The organism is Streptomyces sp. NBC_00631 (assembly GCF_045206895.1).
Classification (GTDB): Bacteria; Actinomycetota; Actinomycetes; order Streptomycetales; family Streptomycetaceae; genus Streptomyces.
On sequence record NZ_CP107734.1, the window covers coordinates 5,052,982 to 5,073,242 of the forward strand.

18 protein-coding genes are annotated in these 20,261 nt (G+C 72.1%); 6 read left to right on the forward strand and 12 right to left on the reverse strand.

Annotation, left to right across the window (positions count from 1 at the left end):
- The first annotated feature begins 61 nt into the window (after nucleotides 1-61).
- The 3 genes from OHB00_RS23055 to OHB00_RS23065 all read left to right on the forward strand — a co-directional run bounded on the left by OHB00_RS23055 (nucleotide 62) and on the right by OHB00_RS23065 (nucleotide 2,457).
- A complete protein-coding gene (locus OHB00_RS23055; protein WP_406437118.1) occupies nucleotides 62-460 on the forward strand; it encodes a RidA family protein in 399 nt (132 codons plus the stop codon).
- Between the two features lie 20 nt (nucleotides 461-480).
- Complete coding sequence (locus tag OHB00_RS23060; protein ID WP_406437120.1) at nucleotides 481-897, forward strand: GNAT family N-acetyltransferase; 417 nt, start codon at nucleotides 481-483, stop codon at nucleotides 895-897.
- Nucleotides 898-1,035: 138 nt separating this feature from the next.
- Nucleotides 1,036-2,457, forward strand: coding sequence for a PAS domain-containing protein (locus tag OHB00_RS23065; protein ID WP_406437122.1), 1,422 nt, complete (start codon nucleotides 1,036-1,038; stop codon nucleotides 2,455-2,457).
- Between the two features lie 31 nt (nucleotides 2,458-2,488).
- Here OHB00_RS23065 and OHB00_RS23070 read toward each other — a convergent pair whose 3' ends face one another.
- Entirely contained in the window at nucleotides 2,489-3,244 is a 756-nt protein-coding gene (locus OHB00_RS23070) for an SIS domain-containing protein (protein WP_406437124.1), read from the reverse strand.
- Between the two features lie 583 nt (nucleotides 3,245-3,827).
- Nucleotides 3,828-4,520, reverse strand: a complete 693-nt coding sequence (gene pdxH / locus OHB00_RS23075; protein WP_406437126.1) for a pyridoxamine 5'-phosphate oxidase — start codon at nucleotides 4,518-4,520, stop codon at nucleotides 3,828-3,830.
- A 139-nt stretch (nucleotides 4,521-4,659) separates the two neighbouring features.
- Between pdxH and OHB00_RS23080 the strand changes: the two genes are divergently transcribed.
- On the forward strand, nucleotides 4,660-5,760 hold the full coding sequence (locus OHB00_RS23080) for a citrate synthase 2 (protein WP_406437127.1): 1,101 nt from the start codon (nucleotides 4,660-4,662) through the stop codon (nucleotides 5,758-5,760).
- A 79-nt stretch (nucleotides 5,761-5,839) separates the two neighbouring features.
- Here OHB00_RS23080 and OHB00_RS23085 read toward each other — a convergent pair whose 3' ends face one another.
- The 8 genes from OHB00_RS23085 to OHB00_RS23120 all read right to left on the reverse strand — a co-directional run bounded on the left by OHB00_RS23085 (nucleotide 5,840) and on the right by OHB00_RS23120 (nucleotide 16,001).
- Nucleotides 5,840-6,454: a TetR/AcrR family transcriptional regulator gene (locus tag OHB00_RS23085; protein ID WP_406437129.1), complete on the reverse strand. Its 615-nt coding sequence runs from the start codon at nucleotides 6,452-6,454 to the stop codon at nucleotides 5,840-5,842.
- A complete protein-coding gene (locus tag OHB00_RS23090) occupies nucleotides 6,442-7,176 on the reverse strand; it encodes an enoyl-CoA hydratase family protein (RefSeq protein ID WP_406437131.1) in 735 nt (244 codons plus the stop codon). Before OHB00_RS23090 ends, OHB00_RS23085 begins: the two co-directional genes overlap by 13 nt.
- Nucleotides 7,173-8,768 (reverse strand): 4-coumarate--CoA ligase family protein, encoded by a 1,596-nt coding sequence (locus OHB00_RS23095; protein ID WP_406437133.1) that lies wholly within the window; start codon nucleotides 8,766-8,768, stop codon nucleotides 7,173-7,175. Before OHB00_RS23095 ends, OHB00_RS23090 begins: the two co-directional genes overlap by 4 nt.
- A 47-nt stretch (nucleotides 8,769-8,815) precedes the next feature.
- A complete protein-coding gene (locus tag OHB00_RS23100; protein WP_406437135.1) occupies nucleotides 8,816-9,982 on the reverse strand; it encodes an acyl-CoA dehydrogenase family protein in 1,167 nt (388 codons plus the stop codon).
- Between the two features lie 82 nt (nucleotides 9,983-10,064).
- A complete protein-coding gene (locus OHB00_RS23105) occupies nucleotides 10,065-11,909 on the reverse strand; it encodes a biotin carboxylase N-terminal domain-containing protein (RefSeq protein WP_406437137.1) in 1,845 nt (614 codons plus the stop codon).
- Nucleotides 11,910-11,917: 8 nt separating this feature from the next.
- Nucleotides 11,918-13,516, reverse strand: a complete 1,599-nt coding sequence (locus tag OHB00_RS23110) for an acyl-CoA carboxylase subunit beta (RefSeq protein WP_406437138.1) — start codon at nucleotides 13,514-13,516, stop codon at nucleotides 11,918-11,920.
- The gene (locus OHB00_RS23115; RefSeq protein ID WP_406437140.1) at nucleotides 13,513-15,210 is read right to left on the reverse strand and encodes an acyclic terpene utilization AtuA family protein; all 1,698 of its coding nucleotides are present in this window, start codon (nucleotides 15,208-15,210) and stop codon (nucleotides 13,513-13,515) included. The genes OHB00_RS23110 and OHB00_RS23115 overlap by 4 nt, the downstream gene beginning before the upstream one ends.
- Nucleotides 15,207-16,001 carry a TIGR03084 family metal-binding protein gene (locus OHB00_RS23120; RefSeq protein WP_406437142.1) on the reverse strand — a complete coding sequence of 265 codons (795 nt, stop codon included), beginning with the start codon at nucleotides 15,999-16,001 and terminating at the stop codon, nucleotides 15,207-15,209. Before OHB00_RS23120 ends, OHB00_RS23115 begins: the two co-directional genes overlap by 4 nt.
- A 211-nt stretch (nucleotides 16,002-16,212) precedes the next feature.
- Between OHB00_RS23120 and OHB00_RS23125 the strand changes: the two genes are divergently transcribed.
- Together OHB00_RS23125 and OHB00_RS23130 are read left to right on the forward strand one after the other, a co-directional pair.
- A complete protein-coding gene (locus tag OHB00_RS23125) occupies nucleotides 16,213-17,277 on the forward strand; it encodes a permease (RefSeq protein ID WP_406437144.1) in 1,065 nt (354 codons plus the stop codon).
- On the forward strand, nucleotides 17,274-18,056 hold the full coding sequence (locus OHB00_RS23130) for a TIGR03943 family putative permease subunit (protein WP_406437146.1): 783 nt from the start codon (nucleotides 17,274-17,276) through the stop codon (nucleotides 18,054-18,056). The genes OHB00_RS23125 and OHB00_RS23130 overlap by 4 nt, the downstream gene beginning before the upstream one ends.
- Here OHB00_RS23130 and OHB00_RS23135 read toward each other — a convergent pair.
- Together OHB00_RS23135 and OHB00_RS23140 are read right to left on the reverse strand one after the other, a co-directional pair.
- Nucleotides 18,026-19,096 carry an EamA family transporter gene (locus tag OHB00_RS23135; RefSeq protein ID WP_406437148.1) on the reverse strand — a complete coding sequence of 357 codons (1,071 nt, stop codon included), beginning with the start codon at nucleotides 19,094-19,096 and terminating at the stop codon, nucleotides 18,026-18,028. The two genes, OHB00_RS23130 and OHB00_RS23135, sit on opposite strands and share 31 nt — an antisense overlap.
- Before the next feature lie 197 nt (nucleotides 19,097-19,293).
- Nucleotides 19,294-20,181: a hypothetical protein gene (locus tag OHB00_RS23140; protein ID WP_406437149.1), complete on the reverse strand. Its 888-nt coding sequence runs from the start codon at nucleotides 20,179-20,181 to the stop codon at nucleotides 19,294-19,296.
- Nucleotides 20,182-20,261 lie beyond the last annotated feature (80 nt).

The window sequence follows — 20,261 nt, forward strand, 5'->3', positions numbered from 1 at the left end:
GTGGGGGCGATCTTTCATGCGCGTGCAGCGTACGGCTGTGTCACCCCCTAGCGTTCCGTGCATGACAGAGCGGCGGGTGATTCTCAGTGGGTCCGTGTTCGAGGAGGAGATCGGGTATGCGCGGGCGGTGGTGGACGGGGAGTGGGTGCATGTGTCGGGGACGACGGGGTTCGACTATGCGGCGATGACCATTTCCGAGGACGTGGTGGAGCAGGCCGAGCAGTGTCTGCGGAACATCGGGGCGGCGCTGGCGGAGGCCGGGTGCGGGTTCGGGGATGTGGTGCGGGTGCGGTACCTGTTGCCGGTGCGGGAGGACTTCGAGCCGTGCTGGCCGGTGCTGCGGCGGGTGTTCGGGGAGGTGCGGCCGGCCGCGACGATGATGGTGTGCGGGCTGTCCGATCCCCGGATGAGGATCGAGATCGAGGTCTGCGCGCGGCGGCCGGCGGGGGACGGCGCGTGAGTGGTCTGAGGGTGGTTCCCGTGGCCGGGGACGAGGCGCTGGAGCGGTGGCGGTACGTGCACAACGTCGTCGTACCGCCGGCCGCGATGTCGGCGGAGGAGGCGGGGCAGCGGCTCGCGCGGGGATACCGGCTGGAGAACGCGTACGACGGGGATGTGCTCGTGGGGTGTTCGACCGTGCGGCCTGCCGTCGGCGGGGTGGTGACGGTGATCGCCCGGGTGCTGCCGGAGTTCCGGCGGCGGGGGTTCGGTACGGCTCTGTACGAGCATGCGCTCGGGCACGCGCGCGTGCCGGGTGTCGAGGCCGTCGAGACGTGTGTGCTGGCGGTCAACGAGGGCGGCCTGCGGTTCGCCGAGTCGCACGGGTTCGTCGAGGTCGAGCGGTATGTGCTCGACGGGGAGAGCGACGAGTGGGTGGATCTGCGGCTCGCGCTGTGAGGTGGGGCAGGTGTCCGCTTGCAACGATTCCTTCAATCTTGCGGGAACACAGTGTGGGCTGCGTCACGTTCGAGTTGAATGAAGGCAGTGAGTGAACCGACGCGCCGTGCGTGCGGACGCAGCCTGATGGGGGTCCAGGTGAGTGCTTCCCGGCGTAGTGGGGCCACGGACGAGCTGGGGCCCGACGAGCCCGAGCCGGAACCGGAGCGGGATGCTCCGGAGGACTCGGGTGGCTCCGACCTGCTCGCCGCGCTGCTCGACGGCATGGACGCGGCCCTGTGCGCCTTCGACGCGGACGGGTTCGTCACCCACTGGAACCGGGAGGCCGAGCGGATCCTGGGGTGGACGGCGGCCGAGGCGGTGGGCCGTCACGGGTTCGCCGGGTGGGCGGTGCGTGAGGCGGACGCCGACGAGGTCGAGGGGCGGTTGCTGTCCGCCATGCATGCCCCGGGGCGCCAGGTGCACGAGTTCGCCCTGCTCACGAAGGACGGTGGGCGGGTCCTCGTGCGGACGCAGTCGGCGGCGGTGCGCGGGCCGGACGGGAAGCCGGCGGGTGTGTACTGCGCGTTCAGCGAGGTGCACGCGCAGATCGACCTGGAGCGGTCGATCGCGCTGAGCGAGGCGCTGTTCGAGGACGCGGCCTGGGGTGTCGTACTCGTGGACGCCGATCTGCGGCCCGCCGTGGTCAACGCGCATGCCGCGCGGGCGCTCGGTATCGGGCGTACGTCGGCGCTCGGGCGGCCACTGGGCGAGTTGCTGGCGCTGGGTGTGGAGGACCTGGAGAGCGCGCTGACGCATGTGCTGGCCGAGGGGGCGCCGCCCGCGCCGGCCGAGATGTGGGTGAGCGTGCGGACGGCGGAGGGCGAGCAGCGGCGCTGCTGGCGGTCGGGGTTCCTGCGGCTGGCGTCACCGCTGGCGGAGGAGCCGGTGCCGCTCGGGGTCGGCTGGCTGTTCCAGGACGTCACGGAGGCCAAGCACGCCGAGCAGGAGGCGGCGATGCTGCGCTTCCGGGCCAACCAGCTGCATCGTGCGGCCCGTGCGGCCGCCGAGTGCGAGGACCCGGCGGAGGCGGCCACCGTCCATCTGGACTTCGCGCTGGCCGGGTTCGCCGACCATGCGGTGATCGACCGGGTGGTGGGCGGTTCCCGGGCCGACGGGGAGGTGGGGCCGGTCCGGCTGGTGCGGATCGCGGCCACGCCGTCGGGGACACCGGGGCCGAGCATGCTGACGGGCGCGGCGGGGCTGCCGGTGCGTTACGAGGAGGGGCATCCGGCGTTGCAGTGCGTGGTGCGGGCCGGGAGTGTGCGGGCGGATGCCGGGTCGGTGCCGTTGGACCGGGCGCGGGCCTGGGCACTGGACCGGCAGTGGCCGGGCGACGCGGTGCACGCGTTGTGCGCGGTGCTGCGCAGCCGGGGGCGGACGCTGGGTGTGGTGACGTTCCTGCGCGGGTCGGGCCGCAACCGCTTCGAGCGCGCGGACGCGACGTACGCCGAGGACGTGGCGGTACGCATCGCGATCGCGCTGGATCTCGCCCATCTCGCGAAGGACCGGCAGTCGTAGCGGCCGTGCCGGCCGGGCCAGCTGTGGTGCTTCAGTGCTGGTAGAAGATTCGGTCGCGGTACTCCTCGAACACGCGGGCGTTCCATTCGTGGCCGCCGTCGACGTTGCCGGAGCGCAGCAGCGGGGGTTCGGTGCCGCGGTCGGCGAGGGCGGCCGCGGTGGTGGCGAGGACGGCCTGGAGCAGGGCGCTGGTGACGACCGTGGAGGCGGGTGCGAAGGGCGCCGGGATGGTGTCGAGGGTGAGCTCGGCGTCCCCGACGGCGATCTTCGAGTCGAGGACGATGTCGCAGTGGTCCTTGAGGTAGGTGCCGGAGCTGTGCCGGGAGGTGGTCTCGGTGGCGTACGCCACCGACGTCACGCCGATGACCTTGGCGCCGCGCCGGCGGGCCTCGACGGCCATCTCGACGGGCAGGGCGTTGCGGCCGGACAGGGAGATGATCACGAGGGCGTCGCCGGTGCGCAGGGGCGAGGTGTCCAGGACGGCGGTGGCGAGGCCGTCGACGCGTTCTAGGCGGGAGCCGAGGGTGGCGGGCATGACGTCGACGCCGACGAGGCCGGGGGCGGCGAGGAGGTTCATGAGGGCGAGGCCGCCGGCGCGGTAGACGACGTCCTGGGCGGCGAGGGAGGAGTGGCCGGCGCCGAAGGCGAACAGCCGGCCGCCGGAGGTGACGGTGTCGGCGAGGAGGGTGCCGGCGGCGGTGATGGCCTCGGCCTCCTCGTCGCGGGCCCGTTGCAGGAGGCCGATGGCGGCGTCGAAGAACAGGTCGGCGGGCGTGCCGTCGCTCATGCGGTGCCCCTTCGCGGCGTCAGCGTCTGTGTTCTCGTGTTGCCGATCACCCTCAGGTCTGGACCAGGGTGGTGTCAATACGGCGGCGGTTCCGTGCGGGTGGGTGGGGGCTGATGCCGTCCTGCTGTTCGCCGTACTGAACCGCGCCCGTGCACCCGGCGGTCGGGCAGGGGGCAGCACAGCCTCAGCACGCCGCACGGCCGCCTCAACGTCTCGCACTGGAATCCACGGCTTCTACAGCGGGGCGACGGGTACGGCTACAGCACCCGGCGCGAAGCGCCTCCGCAAGCATTTCAAAAAGCAGTTGAGTCTGCCCCAGAAGCTTCTTAGGCTGGCGAGCACGCTGAGAGGAGGTGATCGGGTAAATGAGTGAAACCCGGACGCGCGAGGTGTCTGCGGGCTAGCGGCTCGCCACCACACGATGTGCGGTGCCGGACCGGCGTACGCGAGACGTACGCAGCCGGCCCAATCCCAAGCAGTCACCCGACCCGCGAGCTCGCCGGTACGTCCGGCCGGCTTCTCCGCCGTACGGCGGAGGGACCCGAGCTCGCGGGTCGTCTGCGTTTCGGGGGCCACCGGGACGTCAGGGACTGAGGCGTTCCACGTGCCAGGTGCCGTCGGGGTCGGCCACGTAGCGGAGGCGGTCGTGGAGGCGGTTCTGGCGGCCCTGCCAGAACTCGACCGTTTGGGGGGCGATGCGGAAGCCGCCCCAGTGCGGAGGGACCGGGACCTGTTCGCCCTCGGGGTAGCGGGCGCTGAGCTCCGCGTAGGCGGCGTCGAGTTCGGCGCGGGAGTAGATGACCGTGGACTGGGTGCTGGCCCAGGCGCCGAGCTGGGAGCCGTGCGGGCGGGTGCGGAAGTAGGCGGCGGTCTCGTCGCGGCCGGTGCGGCGGGCGGTGCCGGTGACGACGACCTGGCGGGCGATGGCGTGCCAGGGGAAGACCAGCGAGACGTACGGGTTGGCGGCGAGGTCCTGGGCCTTGCGGGAGTCGTAGTTGGTGTAGAAGACGAAGCCGCGGGTGTCGTACTGCTTCATCAGGACCGTGCGTGAGCTGGGGCGGCCCTCGGCGTCGGCGGTGGCGACGACCATCGCGTTGGGTTCGTAGATCATGCCGTCGGCGGCGGCCCGCGCGGCCTGTTCGAACCATCGGGTGAACTGGTCCATGGGGTGTGCGGCCAGGTCGTGCTCTTCGAATCCCTCGGCCCGGTAGTGCTTGCGCATCGCGGCGGGGTCGAGGACGGGTTCGTCGGAGGCGGTGGCGTCGCGATCGGTCACCCGGTCATCTTGCCGTATCGCCCTGTGCGGCACCGGACGATGGCACGGAGTGTGGCACTGAGTGCCGCTGGACTCCCCAATTCTGGCACTCGGGGTTATGGTGCCATTGCCTCCGCCTACACCCATGAGGAGCCGCCCCATGTCCGACTTCGTACCCGGGCTCGAAGGAGTCGTCGCGTTCGAGACGGAGATCGCCGAACCGGACAAGGAGGGAGGCGCCCTGCGGTACCGGGGCGTCGACATCGAGGATCTGGTCGGTCACGTCTCGTTCGGGAACGTGTGGGGGCTGCTCGTCGACGGGGCCTTCAATCCGGGGCTGCCGCCGGCCGAGCCGTTCCCGATCCCCGTCCATTCGGGTGACATCCGGGTGGACGTCCAGTCGGCGCTGGCCATGCTCGCGCCGGTGTGGGGGCTGAAGCCGCTCCTCGACATCGATGCCGAGCAGGCCCGGGAGGACCTGGCGCGGGCCGCGGTGATGGCGCTGTCGTACGTCGCCCAGTCCGCGCGTGGGCAGGGGCTGGCGATGGTGCCGCAGCGGGAGATCGACAAGGCGCACTCGGTGGTCGAGCGGTTCATGATCCGGTGGCGGGGGGAGCCGGATCCCAGGCATGTGGCGGCCGTGGACGCGTACTGGACGTCCGCCGCGGAGCACGGGATGAACGCGTCCACGTTCACGGCGCGGGTGATCGCGTCGACCGGTGCGGATGTCGCGGCCGCGTTGTCGGGTGCGGTGGGGGCGATGTCGGGGCCGTTGCACGGGGGTGCGCCCTCGCGGGTGCTCGGGATGATCGAGGAGATCGAGCGGACCGGGGACGCGGTGGGGTACGTCAGGCGGGCGCTGGACCGGGGTGAGCGGCTGATGGGGTTCGGGCACCGGGTGTACCGGGCCGAGGATCCGCGGGCGCGGGTGCTGCGGCGGACGGCGCGGGAGCTGGGGGCGCCGCGGTTCGAGATCGCGGAGGCGTTGGAGAAGGCGGCGCTGGAGGAGCTCCACAACCGTCGGCCGGATCGTGTGCTGGCCACCAATGTGGAGTTCTGGGCGGCGATCATGCTGGACTTCGCGGAGGTGCCGGCGCACATGTTCACGTCGATGTTCACGTGTGCGAGGACCGCCGGGTGGTCGGCGCACATCCTTGAGCAGAAGCGGACGGGGCGGTTGGTGCGGCCGTCGGCGGAGTATGTGGGGCCGGGGGTGCGGAAGCCTCAGGACATCGAGGGGTATGTGGATATCGCCCACTAGAGGGGGTGCGGCGGTGCATGGGCGGCTGCGGGTGCGTTGTGGCTGGTCGCGCAGTTCCCCGCGCCCCTGACGGGGTGCTTCAGCCCAGGGTCTCGTCCAGTAGCAGCGCCCACTGCGTCACCACCCGCTCCCGCCGCCCCTTGTCGTCGGTCAGGAGGTTGGCGAGGCCCAGGCCGCGTGCCATGTCCAGGAGGCCCTGGACCGTCTCGCGGGTGCCTGGGTGGGTCTCGTCGGCGCCGAGCAGGTCCACGGCGATGCGGTGGGTCTCACGGCCCACTCGGGCCTCCAGTTCGGTCACGCGGGGGCGGAGCTGGTCCTCGTTGGAGGCGGCGACCCAGAGGTGGAGGGCGGCGCGGAAGAGGGGACCGGTGTAGAGGTCGACGAGGGCGGACACGACTGCTCGGCGGTCGCCGGTGGTGCCCTCGGGGAAGAGGGCGCGCAGGGCCGTGGAGCGCTCCTCGGCGACGTATTCGACGGCCGCCGTGAAGAGGTCCTCGCGGGTCGGGAAGTGGTGCTGGGCGGCGCCCCGGGAGACGCCGGCGCGTTCGGCGACGACGGCGACCGTGGAGCCCGTCCAGCCGTGCTCGGCGAGGCAGGCCACGGCGGCCTCCAGGAGCCGCTGCCGGGTGGCCCGGCTGCGGTCCTGTTTGGGGGCGCGTTCCGCCGTGCTCACCCCCGTGTTCACACCACCCACGCCGCGTCCCGTCGTTCGAGGAAGGCCGTCATCCCCTCGCGGGCCTGGTCGGAGGAGAACAGCCGGGCCGAGAGCGCGGTGAGGGTGGCCGCGTCCCGGTCGAATGTCTCCAGCACCCTAGCCGTGAGCAGCCGTTTCGTCTCGGCCAGGGCCTGGGGTGAGGAGCGGCGGAGGCCGTCGAGGATGGGGGCCAGGGCGGTGTCGACGTCGTCGGCGGTGGTGGTGATCAGGCCCAGGCGCACGGCCTCGGGCGGGTCGAAGCGTTCGCCGGTGAGGTAGTGGCGGGCGAGGGCGCGGGGGTCGGTGCGCGGCAGGAGGGGCAGGGAGATCACCGCGGGGGCGACTCCGATGCGTACTTCGGTGAAGGCGAAGGTGGACCCGGTGGCCGCGGCCGCGATGTCGCAGGCGGCGAGCAGGCCGAGGCCGCCCGCGCGGACATGGCCGGTGACGCGGGCGACGACCGGTTTGGGCAGCTCGACGATCTGGCGGAGGAGCCGGACGAGGGCGTCGGGGTCGGGCGGGTCGCGCAGGTCGGCGCCGGCGCTGAAGGTGGTGCCGGTGTGGGTGAGGACGACGGCGCGGACGTCGGGGTCCTTGGCACAGTCGGTGAGGGCCTCGGCGAGTTCGGCGACGAGGGCGGCGGAGAGGGCGTTGCGGGTGGCGGTGGCGTCGAGGCTGAGGGTGGTGACGGCACGTGCGTGTGCCTGTCCGATCAACGTCATGGGCCCTCCTCGGGTTCCCCGGCCTTGGCGAGGGCGCGCAGTTCGCGGCGGAGTATCTTTCCGGAGGCCGCGCGGGGCACGCCGGTGATGAAGGTGACCTTGCGGACGCGTTTGTAGGGCGCGACGCGTTCGGCGACGTAGAGCATGGTCTCGTTCTCGGTGAGGTCGCCGGCGGTGGGCTGGCGGACGACGAAGGCGTGCGGGATCTCGTTGCCGTCCTGGTTGTAGGCGCCGACGACGGCGGCGTCGGCGATGCCCGGGTGGGTGAGCAGGAGGGCCTCCAGTTCGGCGGGGGCCACCTGGAAGCCCTTGTACTTGATGAGTTCCTTGACCCGGTCGACGACGAACAGCCAGCCGTCGGCGTCGGCATGGCCGACGTCCCCGGTGTGCAGCCAGCCGTCGGGGTCGATCATGTCGGCGGTGGCGTCGGGGCGGCCGAGGTAGCCCTTCATGACCTGGGGGCCGCGGATGAGGATCTCGCCGGGTTCGCCGATGCCGATGTCCTTGCGGGGGTCGTCGAGGGAGACGATCCGCATCTCGGTGCCGGCGATGAGCTTGCCGACGGTGCCGGGCGGCGCCTTCTCCAGGGCGGCGAGCGGGGTGACGTGGGTGCCGGGCGAGAGTTCCGTCATGCCGTAGGCCTGGGCGACCGGCGGCAGGCCGAGCCGCTGTGAGCAGGCGGCGGCGAGGCGGGCGTCCAGGGGGGCGGCGGCGCTCATGACGTACTTCAGGGAGGACAGGTCGTAGTCGGCGACCGCGGGGTGCTTGGCGAGGGCGAGGACGATCGGCGGGGCGACGTACAGGCCGGTGATGCGGTGGTTCTGGATCGCCGCGAGGAAGGTCTCCAGCTCGAAGCGGGGCAGGACGACGACGGTGGCGCCCTTGCGCAGCGGCGCGTTCATGAGCGCGGTGAGGCCGTAGATGTGGAAGAGCGGGAGGACGGCGAGGATGCGGTCGCCGGGGCCGGCCGGGACGGCGGGTTCCAGCTGGACGAGGTTGGTGGCGATCTGCCGGTGGGTGAGCATCACGCCCTTGGGGACGCCGGTGGTGCCGGAGGAGTACGGCAGGGCGGCGACGTCCTCGACGGGGTCGATGTCGACCTCGGGCTCGGGGGCTTCACTGGCCAGCATGTCGATCAGGGAGCGGTGTCCGGGTGCGCTGTCGCAGACGAATATCTCCGCTATGCCGCCGGCGAGTTCGGCGGCCCGGCGGGCGGACTCCAGCAGCGGCGAGACAGTGACGATCCAGCGGGCCGCGGAGTCCTTGAGCTGTTTGGCGAACTCCTCGGGGGTGGCGAGCGGGTGCACGGTGGTGACGGCGGCCCCCGCGCGGGTGGCCGCGTAGAACGCCGTGGGGAAGGCGACCGTGTTCGGGCTGTGCAGGGCGAGTACATCGCCCTTGCGGACGCCGGCGTCGGCGAGCGCGGCCGCGATCCGCCGGTGGAACCGGTCCAGTTGTGCGTAGGTGAGGGTGGTGCCGTCGGTGCCGTCGATCAGGGCGGGCGCGTCACCGAAGTCGGCGGCGCGGCCCAGCACGGCCTCGTGGATGGGGAGTTCTACGGGCGGAACGTCTGCGTACTCGCTGCGGAACACGGTTCCTCCAAGGCGGCCTTGAGCCTGGGGACGACTTCGGTACGACCTCAGTACGACTTGGGCAGGCCGAGGGTCTGGTGGGAGACGTAGTTGAGAATCATCTCCCTGCTCACCGGAGCAATACGAGCCACGCGCGCGGCCGTTATCAACGAGGCGAGCCCGTATTCCCGGGTGAGGCCGTTGCCGCCGAGGGTGTGCACGGCCTGGTCGACGGCCTTCACGCACGCCTCCCCTGCCGCGTACTTCGCCATGTTGGCGGCCTCACCTGCGCCGACGTCGTCGCCCGCGTCGTACAGGTGTGCCGCTTTCTGCATCATCAGGCGGGCGAGTTCGAGGTCGATGTGCGCCTGGGCGAGGGGGTGGGCGATGGCCTGGTGGGCGCCGATGGGGGCCTTCCAGACGGTGCGGTCGCGCGCGTACTCGATGGCCTTCGAGAGGGCGTAGCGGCCCATGCCGATCGCGAACGCGGCCGTCATGATCCGTTCCGGGTTGAGGCCCGCGAACAGTTGCAGCAGGCCGGCGTCCTCGTCGCCGACGAGCGCGTCCGCGGGCAGCCGTACGTCGTCGAGCATGAGCTCGAACTGCTTCTCGGCGGCGTCGAGTTCCATGTCGATGGGGCGTTTCTGGAAGCCGGCGGCGTCCGTCGGGACGATGAACAGGCAGGGCTTGAGGCGGCCGGTGCGGGCGTCTTCCGTGCGGCCGACGATCAGGACCGCGTCGGCCATGTCGACGCCGGAGATGAAGACCTTGCGGCCGGTGAGCAGCCAGTCGCCGGTGTCGGGGTCGCGGCGGGCGGTGGTGGTGATGCGGTGGGAGTTGGAGCCTGCGTCGGGTTCGGTGATGCCGAAGGCCATGAGGCGGGAGCCGTCGGAGAGTCCGGGCAGCCAGGCCCGCTTCTGGGCGTCGGTGCCGAAGCGGGCGATCACCGTGCCGCAGATCGCGGGTGAGACGACGAGCATGAGGAGGGGGGAACCGGCCGCGCCGAGTTCTTCGAGGACGATGGAGAGTTCGGTGATGCCGCCGCCTCCGCCGCCGTGCTCCTCCGGGAGGTTGACGCCGAGGTAGCCGAGCTTGCCCGCCTCCTGCCAGAGCTCGGTGGGGTGGCCTCCGGCGGCGATCACCGAGGTCATGTAGGTGCGGCCGTATTTCTTGCCGAGGGTGGCTACCGCCTCGCGGAGTGCCTTGTGTTCGTCGGTTTCGATTTGGGGGGGCATGGTGGCTCCTTCGGGTACGGGTGAGTCGTGGCCGGTCGCGCTCACGCGGCGGCAGCCGCATGTCGAATACAGCCCCGCGCCCCTATCGGGGCGCCTGTACTACCGCCAGTAGAGAGCCGGGCTCTACCTGTTGGCCCTCGGTCACGTGCAGGGCCTCAAGCGTTCCCGTCGTCGGAGCCGAGATGACGTGCTGCATCTTCATCGCCTCCAGCCAGATCAGGGGCCGGCCGGCCTCCACCGTCGCGCCCGCCTCCAGCCCTTCCGCCACCCGTACGACCGTTCCCGGCATCGGTGCCAGCAAGGACCCCGGTGCCGGCTGAGCCTTGGCGTCGGGGAAGCGGGGCAGGGCGGTGAGGGTGAGGTTGTTGACGTGGACCTGGTCGCCGTACCGCGCCACCTCGAACTTGCGGTGGACGCCGTCGATGTCGAGGACGACGAGACGCGCGTCCGTGTACACGATCCGTACGCCGTCTGCCGTGAGGCCCTCGCGGGTGTGCCGGTAGTGGACCTCGTGTTCCTCGCCGGCCATCAGGTAGCGCTTGGTCTGCGGCTGGGAGGGCAGGTTGCGCCAGGCGCCGAAGCGGGAGCGGCCGTGGGTGTCGGCCAGGGCGGCGGCGAGGGGGGCGTGCGGGTCGGGGGCCGGCGGGGTCAGCTCCGGGAGGTGGCGGTCGTAGAAGCCGGTGTCCATGCGGGCGGTCGCGAACTCCTCGTGGCGCAGGGAGCGGACGAGGAGGTCGCGGTTGGTGGTGGGGCCGTGCAGGGTGGCCCGTTCCAGGGCGTGGGCCAGTCTGCGCAGGGCTTCCGCGCGGGTGGGGGCGTGGGCGACGGCTTTCGCGAGCATGGCGTCGTAGTGGACGCCGATCTCGTCGCCGTCGGTGTAGCCGGTGTCCAGGCGGACGCTGTCCGGTACGGCCAGGCGGTGCAGGGTGCCGGTCTGCGGGGCCCAGTCGCGGGCGGGGTCCTCGGCGTAGAGGCGGGCCTCGATCGCGTGGCCACGCGCGCGTGGCGGGTCGAGGGGGAGGGCGTGGCCCTCGGCGACGCGGATCTGTTCCGCGACGAGGTCGAGGTCGAACACGGCCTCGGTGACGGGGTGTTCCACCTGGAGACGGGTGTTCATCTCCAGGAAGTGCGCCCTGCCGTCGGCGACGAGGAACTCGACGGTGCCGGCACCCGCGTAGGCGACGGCGCGTGCGGCGCGCACGGCCAGCGCGTGCAGCTCTTTCACGAGGCCCTCGGGGAGGCCGGGTGCGGGTGCTTCCTCGATGACCTTCTGGTGCCTGCGCTGGAGCGAGCAGTCGCGTGTGCCGAGCGGCCAGACCGTGCCGTGCGTGTCGGCGAGGATCTGCACCTCCACATGGCGGCCGCGTTCGATGTAGGGCTCGACGAAGACCTCGCCGTCACCGAAGGCGCTCGCGGCCTCGGCGCGCGCGCCCTCCAGTGCGGCGCCCAGTTCGTCGAGGCGGCGCACGACGCGCATGCCGCGCCCGCCGCCGCCGGCGGCGGCCTTGACCAGCACCGGGAGGTCGGACTCGGCCACCTCGCCCAGGGGCGCGATCCCCATCAGCTCCTTGGCGCGGGTCTTGGACGCCATCGCCTCGATCGCCTCCGGGGGCGGCCCGATCCAGACCAGGCCGGCGTCGAGGACGGCGCGCGCGAAGTCGGCGTTCTCGGAGAGGAAGCCGTACCCGGGGTGCACGGCGTCCGCGCCGGCGCTGATGGCGGCCTTCACCACCAGGTCGGCGCGCAGGTAGGTGTCGGCGGGTGTCGCGCCCGGCAGCCGTACGGCGGTGTCGGCCACGCGCGCGTGGAGCGCGTTCGCGTCGGCGTCCGAGTGCACGGCGACGGTCCTGATGCCGAGTTCGGCGCAGGTACGGAAGATCCGGCAGGCGATCTCGCCTCGGTTGGCGACGAGCAGGGTCGAAATCACGTGGTCCCTCACATCCGGAAGACGCCGAAGCCGCCCCGCGCGCCTTCGTAGGGGGCGGTGTGGATGGCGGACAGGCACAGGCCGAGGACGGTGCGGGTGTCGCGCGGGTCGATGACGCCGTCGTCGTACAGCCGCCCGGACAGGAACTTCGGCAGCGACTCGGACTCGATCTGCTGCTCGACCATGGCGCGCAGGGCCGCGTCGCCGTCCTCGTCGTACGGCTGTCCCTTCGCGGCGGCGGACTGGCGGGCGACGATGGAGAGGACGCCGGCGAGCTGCTGCGGGCCCATGACGGCGGACTTGGCGCTGGGCCAGGCGAACAGGAAGCGGGGGTCGTAGGCGCGGCCGCACATGCCGTAGTGCCCGGCGCCGTAGGAGGCGCCCATGAGGACGGACAGGTGCGGGACGCGGCTGTTGCTGACCGCGTTGATCATCATCGCGCCGTGCTTGATGATGCCGCCCTGCTCGTACTCCTTGCCGACCATGTAGCCGGTGGTGTTGTGGAGGAAGAGGAGGGGGATGTCGCGCTGGTTGGCGAGCTGGATGAACTGGGCGGCCTTCTGGGACTCCTCGCTGAACAGCACGCCCTGCGCGTTCGCCAGGATGCCGACGGGGTATCCGTGCAGGCTTGCCCAGCCGGTGGCGAGGCTCGTCCCGTACAGCGGCTTGAACTCGTCGAAGTCGGAGGCGTCGACGAGCCGGGCGATCACCTCGCGCGGGTCGAAGGGGATCCTGAGGTCGCCGGGGACCACGCCCAGCAGCTCCTCGGGGGCGTACTCGGGCGGCTCGGCCGGGCCGGGGTCGGGGTGGGCCTTGCGGTGGTTGAGGCGGGCGACCACGCGCCGTGCCTGGCGCAGCGCGTCCGGTTCGTCGACGGCGAAGTAGTCGGCGAGGCCCGACACGCGTGCGTGCATCTCCGCGCCGCCCAGCGACTCGTCGTCGCTCTCCTCGCCGGTCGCCATCTTCACGAGGGGCGGTCCGCCGAGGAAGACCTTCGCGCGCTCCTTGACCATGATCACGTGGTCGGACATGCCGGGGATGTAGGCGCCGCCGGCCGTCGAGTTGCCGAAGACGACGGCGATGGTGGGGATGCCCGCGGCCGAGAGCCGGGTCAGGTCGCGGAAGACGGCGCCGCCCGGGATGAAGATCTCCTTCTGGGAGGGCAGGTCGGCGCCGCCGGACTCCACCAGGCTGATGCAGGGCAGCCGGTTGGCGAGGGCGATGTCGTTGGCGCGCAGGGCCTTCTTCAGCGACCAGGGGTTGCTGGCGCCGCCGCGCACGGTCGGGTCGTTGGCGGTGATCAGGCACTCCACGCCCTCGACGACCCCGATGCCGGTGACCAGCGAGGCGCCGACGGCGTAGTCGCTGCCCCAGGCGGCCAGCGGGGACAGCTCCAGGAAGGGGGTGTCGGGGTCGAGGAGGAGTTCGATGCGCTCGCGGGCGAGGAGTTTGCCGCGCCCCCGGTGCCGTTCGACGTACTTCGGGCCGCCGCCCGCGAGGGCCTTGGCGTGCTCGTTCTCCAGGTCGGTGAGTCTGGCGAGCATGGCGTCGCGGTTCGCCCGGTAGTCCGGCGAGGAGGTGTCCAGCGCCGAGGAGAGGACGGTCACAGCAGAGCCTCCGGGATGTCCAGGTGGCGGGAGCGGAGCCATTCGCCGAGGGCCTTGGCCTGGGGGTCGAAACGATGCTGGGCGGCCACGCCCTCGCCGAGAACGCCCTCTACGGTGAAGTTGAGGGCGCGGAGGCCCGGGAGCGGGTGCCGGGTGACCGGCAACTGGCGGGTCTCGGGCAGGAGACGGCGGAAGGTGTCGACGGTCAGGGTGTGCGCGAGCCAGCGCCAGGCCTCCTCCGAGCGCGCCCAGACGCCGACGTTGGCGTTCCCGCCCTTGTCCCCGCTGCGGGCCCCGGCGACGAGCCCGAGCGGGGCCCGCCGGGTGGGACCGCCGGCCGGGTACGGCTCGGGCAGCGGCGGTGCGGGCGGATCCTGGAGTACGAGGGTGTCCTGGGCCGGCGGCACAGGGATCCGGCGGCCGTCATGGAGCACGGCCAGATGGGGCACCTCGCCCTGGGGGACGTACACATCCTCGAACACCCCATAGGGGGCGCCCTTCCCCGGTGGTGCGAGCACATGAAAGCCGGGGTAGCTGGCGAGCGCCAGTTCGACGGCGGCTCCGCTCAGTGCCCGGCCCACGGCCTCCTGGTCGCGGTCCCGTACGACGAGCCGGAGCAGCGCACTGGCGGTCTCCTCGGTGTCGGCGTCGGGGCGGTCGGTGCGGACCAGCTCCCAGCGGACCTGTGCGGGGGCCGTTGCGGCGAGCGCGAGCGCGTCGGTCATCTGCTCCCGCACCAGCGCGGCCTTCGCCTCGATGTCGAGCCCGGTGAGCACGAAGACGACCTCGTTGCGGAAGCCGCCCAGCCGGTTGCGGCCGACCTTGAGGGTGGGGGGCGGTGCCTCGCCCCGGACGCCCTCGATCCGTACCCGGTCCGGGCCGTCCTGGCTGAGCCGTACGGTGTCGAGGCGGGCGGTGACGTCGGGTCCCGCGTACCGGGCGCCGCCGGTCTCGTAGAGGAGCTGGGCGGTCACCGTGCCGACGTCGACGAGGCCGCCGGTGCCGGGGTGCTTGGTGATGACGCAGCTGCCGTCCTCGTGGAGTTCGGCGAGCGGGAAGCCGGGCCGCCGCAGGTCCCGGCCGTCGGCCCCCGCCTCCGCGAAGAAGGCGTAGTTGCCGCCGGTGGCCTGGGTCCCGCACTCCAGGACGTGCCCGGCGACCACGGCGCCCGCGAGCCGGTCGTACTCCCCGGGCCGCCAGCCGAAGTGCGCGGCGGCGGGCCCGGTGACCAGGGCCGCGTCGGTGACCCGGCCGGTGACCACGATGTCGGCGCCGGCCCGCAGGCACTCGGCGATCCCGAAGCCGCCGAGGTAGGCGTGGGCGGCGAGGCTGCCGGGGTGGGCGGCGGTGAGGTCGTCGCCCTCCACATGTGCGACGCGCACCGGGATGCCGAGCCGGTCGGCGAGCTGCCGTACCGCGTCGGCGAGTCCGGCCGGGTCGAGGCCGCCGGCGTTGGTGACGATCCGCACGCCCCGCTCGTGGGCCAGGCCCAGGCAGTCCTCCAGTTGACGCAGGAAGGTTCGGGCGTATCCGGAGCCGGGGTCCTTGAGCCGGTCGCGGCCCAGGATGAGCATGGTCAGCTCGGCGAGGTAGTCGCCGGTGAGGACGTCGAGTTCGCCTCCGGTGAGCATCTCGCGCAGCGCGTCGAAGCGGTCGCCGTAGAAGCCGGAGGCGTTGCCTATGCGGAGGGTCACCCGGTGCCCCCCTTCGGGCGACGGCCGGGGCCGGGCGGGCCGGCGAAGGCCTGCGCGATGTCCAGCCAGCGGTCGGCGTCGGGGCCGACGGCTTCGAGGGCGAGGTCGGCGCGGTTCGCGCGCTGGGTGACCAGGAGGCAGAAGTCGACGGCGGGACCGGTGACGCGCTCGTCGGCGTCCTCGGGGCCGTACGTCCACATGTCGCCGGACGGGCCGGTCAGTTCGACGCGGAACTCCTCGAAGGGCACGGGCAGTCCGTGCACGCCGAAGGCGAAGTCGCGGGTGCGGACGCCGAGGCGGGCGATGTGCCGGAGCCGGTCGGTGGGGGCGCGGGCCACACCCAGCGCCTCCGCGATGTCCAGGCCGTGCGCCCAGGTCTCCATCAGCCGGGCGGTGGCCATGGAGGCGACCGACATAGGGGGGCCGTACCAGGGGAAACGCGCCCGGGCGGGTGCCGCGCGCAGCGCCTGGTCGAGGGCCTCGCGCCCGGCTCGCCAGTCCGCGAGCAACTGGGCGGGGGGCTTCGCGGCGCCGTCCTCCGCCCCGTTGTCCACGAAGTCCCCGGGTGCGGCCAGTGCTTTCTCCACCTCGCGGGCGAAGGCGTCCTGATCGGTCACGGCCAGCAGCGAGGAGTGGTCGGTCCAGGCGAGGTGGGCGATCTGGTGGGCGACGGTCCAGCGGGGCGCGGGGGTGGTGAGAGCCCACTGGTCGGTACCCGACTCGGCTACCAGCCGGTCGAGTTCCGCACCCTCCTCACGCAGGTCGTCGATGACGGGCGTCGGATCGGACATGGGGAGGAGCATGGCAGCGACCCCGGAAACAATCAAGCACGCTTGCATGAATTTGGTCCGCTGCGGGAGGCGGTGCTTCTTGGCGACATCTGGGGTCACCCTGGGTCAATCCTTGGCGCAGCCCGTCGCGGCGGGGGCACCGTCATGCCCTATGTTCGATGCGAACATCCGGCGACGGAGTGATGTGTGAGGCGTGCGGGGGGTGCGGGGCGTGCGTAGGACAGATGAACTCGCCATGGGGGCGGAGGCGACCGCCGTCGTCGAGCCCCCGGCGAACGGCTACCCGGTGGACGCGGACACCGAGGACCCGCCGCCACGCGAACCTCCACGCCTGTGGCCCCTTCTCCTGGTGGCCGCCGCCGTCCTGCCGGGTACCGCCCTCTTCCTCGTGGGCCAGGGCGTCAGCAAGGCCGCGCTGCAGGCCTGGCAGACGGTGTGTCTCGCCGTGATCGTGCAGGCGACACCGTTTCTGCTGCTCGGTACGGCGCTGTCGGGGGCGATCAACGCGTTCGTGCCGGAGCGGGTGTTCACGCGGCTGCTGCCCAAGCGGCCCGCGCTCGCCGTGCCGGTCGCCGGGGTCGCCGGAGTGGTGCTGCCGGGGTGCGAGTGCGCGTCGGTGCCGGTGGCGAACAGCCTGATCGGACGCGGGGTCACCCCGGCCGCCGCGTTCGCGTTCCTGCTCTCCGCGCCCGCCATCAACCCGGTCGTGCTCACCGCCACCGCCATCGCCTTTCCCGGCACTCCCCTGATGGTGCTGGCCCGGCTGCTCGCCTCGCTGGTCACCGCCGCCGTGATGGGCTGGCTGTGGCTCTGGCTGGGCCGGGAGGAGTGGCTGCGGCCCGCCGTACGGCACACCGGGCACCAGCCGGGGCACAACCGCTGGACGGAGTTCCGGCGCGCGTTCCAGCACGACTTCCTCCAGGCCGGCGGTTTCCTGGTGGTCGGCGCGATGGCCGCGGCCACCTTCAACGTGGCCGTACCGCGGTCGGTGCTCGACACCTTCTCCGGTTCGCCCTGGCTGTCGGTGCTGTTCCTGGCCGCGCTGGCGATCATCCTCGCGGTGTGCTCGGAGGCGGACGCGTTCGTGGCGTCGTCGCTCACGGGTTTCTCGCCCACCGCCCGGCTGGCGTTCATGGTGGTCGGGCCCATGGTCGACCTCAAGCTGATCGCGTTGCAGGCGGGCACGTTCGGCCGGGCGTTCGCTGCCCGCTTCTCGACCGCCACGACGGTCGTCGCGGTCCTGTGCAGTGTGCTGGTCGGAGGGGTACTGCTGTGAGACGTCCGCTTCAGGTGACCCTGCTGGTCCTCAGCGGCCTCGGCCTGCTGCACGCCTCCCTCTTCACCGACCTGTGCCTGCGCTACGTCAAGCCCGGGATGCGGCCGCTGCTGATCGTGTCCGGGGTCGTGCTGCTGGTGCTGGGCGTCGTGGAGGCGGCGGCGCGCGACGGGCGGAGCGAGCGGAAGGGCCACGGCAGGCATGGTGGCCAGGCACATGTGGCCGCACCGGATGACGAACTCGAACGGCACCACGGTCACGACCACTCGGCCGTCCCCCGGGTGGCCTGGCTGCTGCTGCTCCCCGCGCTGAGCCTGCTCTTCTACGCCCCGCCGGCGCTCGGCGCGTACACCGCCTCCCGGCAGCCGGCCAAGGTCATCGCGGAACAGGACGACTTCGATCCGCTGCCGAGGACCTCGCCGCTGCCCATCACGCTCACGGACTTCACCACCCGGGTGCAGCAGGACCGCTCACTGGCCATCAAGGCGCGGACCGTGGAGATGAGCGGGCTGGTCACGCCCGTGCCGGGGGGCGGGAGCTGGGATCTGACCCGGATCATCATCTCCTGCTGCGCGGCCGACGCGCAGTCCGTGAAGGTGCGGATCTACAGCGACAGCATCCCGCCCGCCAACACCTGGGTCTCCGTCACGGGGAACTGGCATCCCGGCGGGAAGCTGGGCACGAGGTCCGCGCCGGTCGCGCTGGACGCCCAGACCGTGAAGAAGATCCAGCGGCCGTCGAACGGGTATCAGGACGCGCTGCCGTTCCCCTCCGGCTGAGGGCCGGCCACCGGCTCCGGCTGAGGGCCGGCCACCGGCTCCGGCTGAACGCCGCCCGCCGAGTCCGGCTGAGCGCCCGCCGGTTTCCGGCCGCGTCCCACCTGGGAGCGGACCGCGCCGATGCTCGCCGCGATGACGAGGGCGACGGCGCCCGCCTGGGTGGCCGTCAGGGCCTGGCCGAGGACGAGGAAGCCGGCGATGGCGGCGATGGCCGGTTCCAGGCTCATGAGGACGGCGAAGGTGTGGGCGGGAAGGCGCCGCAGCGCGAGGAGTTCGAGCGTGTAGGGCAGGACGGAGGAGAGGATCGCGACCGACGAGCCCAGGGCGACGGTGGTCGGGTTCAGGAGTTTGCCGCCGGCCTCGGCGACGCCCAGCGGGAGGAACAGCAGGGCCGCGACCGCCATGGCCAGGGCGAGGCCGTCGGCCTGCGGGAAGCGGCGGCCGGTTCGGGCGCTGAAGATGATGTAGGTGGCCCACATGGCGCCGGCGGCCAGGGCCAGGCCGACACCCACGGGGTCGAGGCCGCTGAAGTCTCCGCCGCCCAGCAGGAAGACGCCGCCCAGCGCCAGCCCCGCCCACAGTGCGTTGATCGCGCGCCGGGAGGCCAGCACCGACAGGGCGAGCGGTCCCAGGACCTCCAGGGTGACGGCGAGGCCCAGCGGGATGCGGTCGACGGCCTCGTAGAAGAGGCCGTTCATGGCGCCCATGGTGCCGCCGAAGACGATCACCGTGCCCCAGTCGGTGCGGGAGTGGCCGCGCAGCCGGGGCCGGCAGACGACGAGCAGGACCACGGCGGCCGCGAGCAGGCGCAGGGTCACCACGCCGAGGGCGCCCGCCCTGGGCATCAGGGTCACCGCGAGGGCGCCGCCGAACTGCACGGAGATCCCTCCGGCGAGGACCAGCCCGACGGGCCCGAGCGAACCGAACCGGCCCGGGAGGCCGGTGGCGGCGGGCGCGGACACCGCAGTGGTCGTGGGCGTCGACGTCGGCTGCGAGGTGCTGGCGGTGGTCACGGGCGGTCCAGGGGATTCGTCGTTCATTACGATGCACTTCTCAGTCCAGGGTAATGGACTCCGACAGGCGCGTGAACCCCCTATGGAACTGTCCTGGATGCTGAGATACCGAGCCGTGGAGCCGACACCGGGAGTCGGCACGCGTTCGGCCTCGCCCCGGGTGCGGGGCGAGGCCGAACGGCAGTGAAACGAATCTTCAGAGATCTTCGAGTGGCGGCCGGACGTTACTTCACGTCGACGTAGTCGCCGGTCGCCGTCGCGGCGCCGGTGGTGGCGTTGGTGACGAACGAGTAGCGGTAGTAGCCGTCGACGGTGGCCTTGGTGGTGGTCTTGAGGGCGCCGCCGGTGCCGGCGGTGATGGTCTTGAGGGTGGTGTAGGTGGTGCTGCCCTTCTTGCGGAACTGCAGCTGCACCTTCTGCGACGCGTAACCCGCGTACGTGCCGGTGTTCCAGTTGGCGCGCGTCAGCTTGCCGGTGACGGTGATGGTCTTGCCCTTCTTCACCGGCTCCGGGGTGGCGTTGACGGTCAGCTTGGACGCCTTCTTGATCTTGCCGGTGCCGATGTTGTCGTCGAAGCTGGCGCTCGCGTTGAGGTCGTAGCCGCCGATGGCGAGCTTCCAGGTGCCGGCGGCGCCGTTGTTCTTCATGTCGGTGGCCGCGTGGATGTTGAAGACGGCCGTGCAGCTGTAGACGCCGGTCTGGGTGGTCGACTCGGTGCAGACCGGGTCGTCGTCGGTGCCCAGGGCGCCGGTGATGGTGTCCGTGCTGGAGGGGTCGGTGCCCTGCCAGAGGAAGGCCTCGGTGAGCGCGACGCCACTGGAGCTGGTGGCGGTGTAGGTCGCGGTGACGGACTTGTTCGTGGTGGTGCCGAGGACGATGTCCTTGCCGCCGTTGACGACGCCCTTCGAGAAGGTGATGGTCCCTATCCCGGTCTTCGGCCGGACGGTCTGCGCGGAGTTCGCCGCGTGCCCGGCGGGCGCGGAGTTCGCGGAGAAGGAGCTGAGCTGCGCCTCCGCGCTCGGGCGCGACGCCGCCTGGGCGGCCACCGGAACAGCGAGCGCGGACAGTACGACCGCACCGGAGAGAACGGTGGCCGCGACGCGTATACGCATGTGAATCCCCCTGGGATCGCGAGGAGCCCGGCGGGTCGCCCCCGGCCGAGCCCATTGGCGTATGCAGCCTACGAACCAAG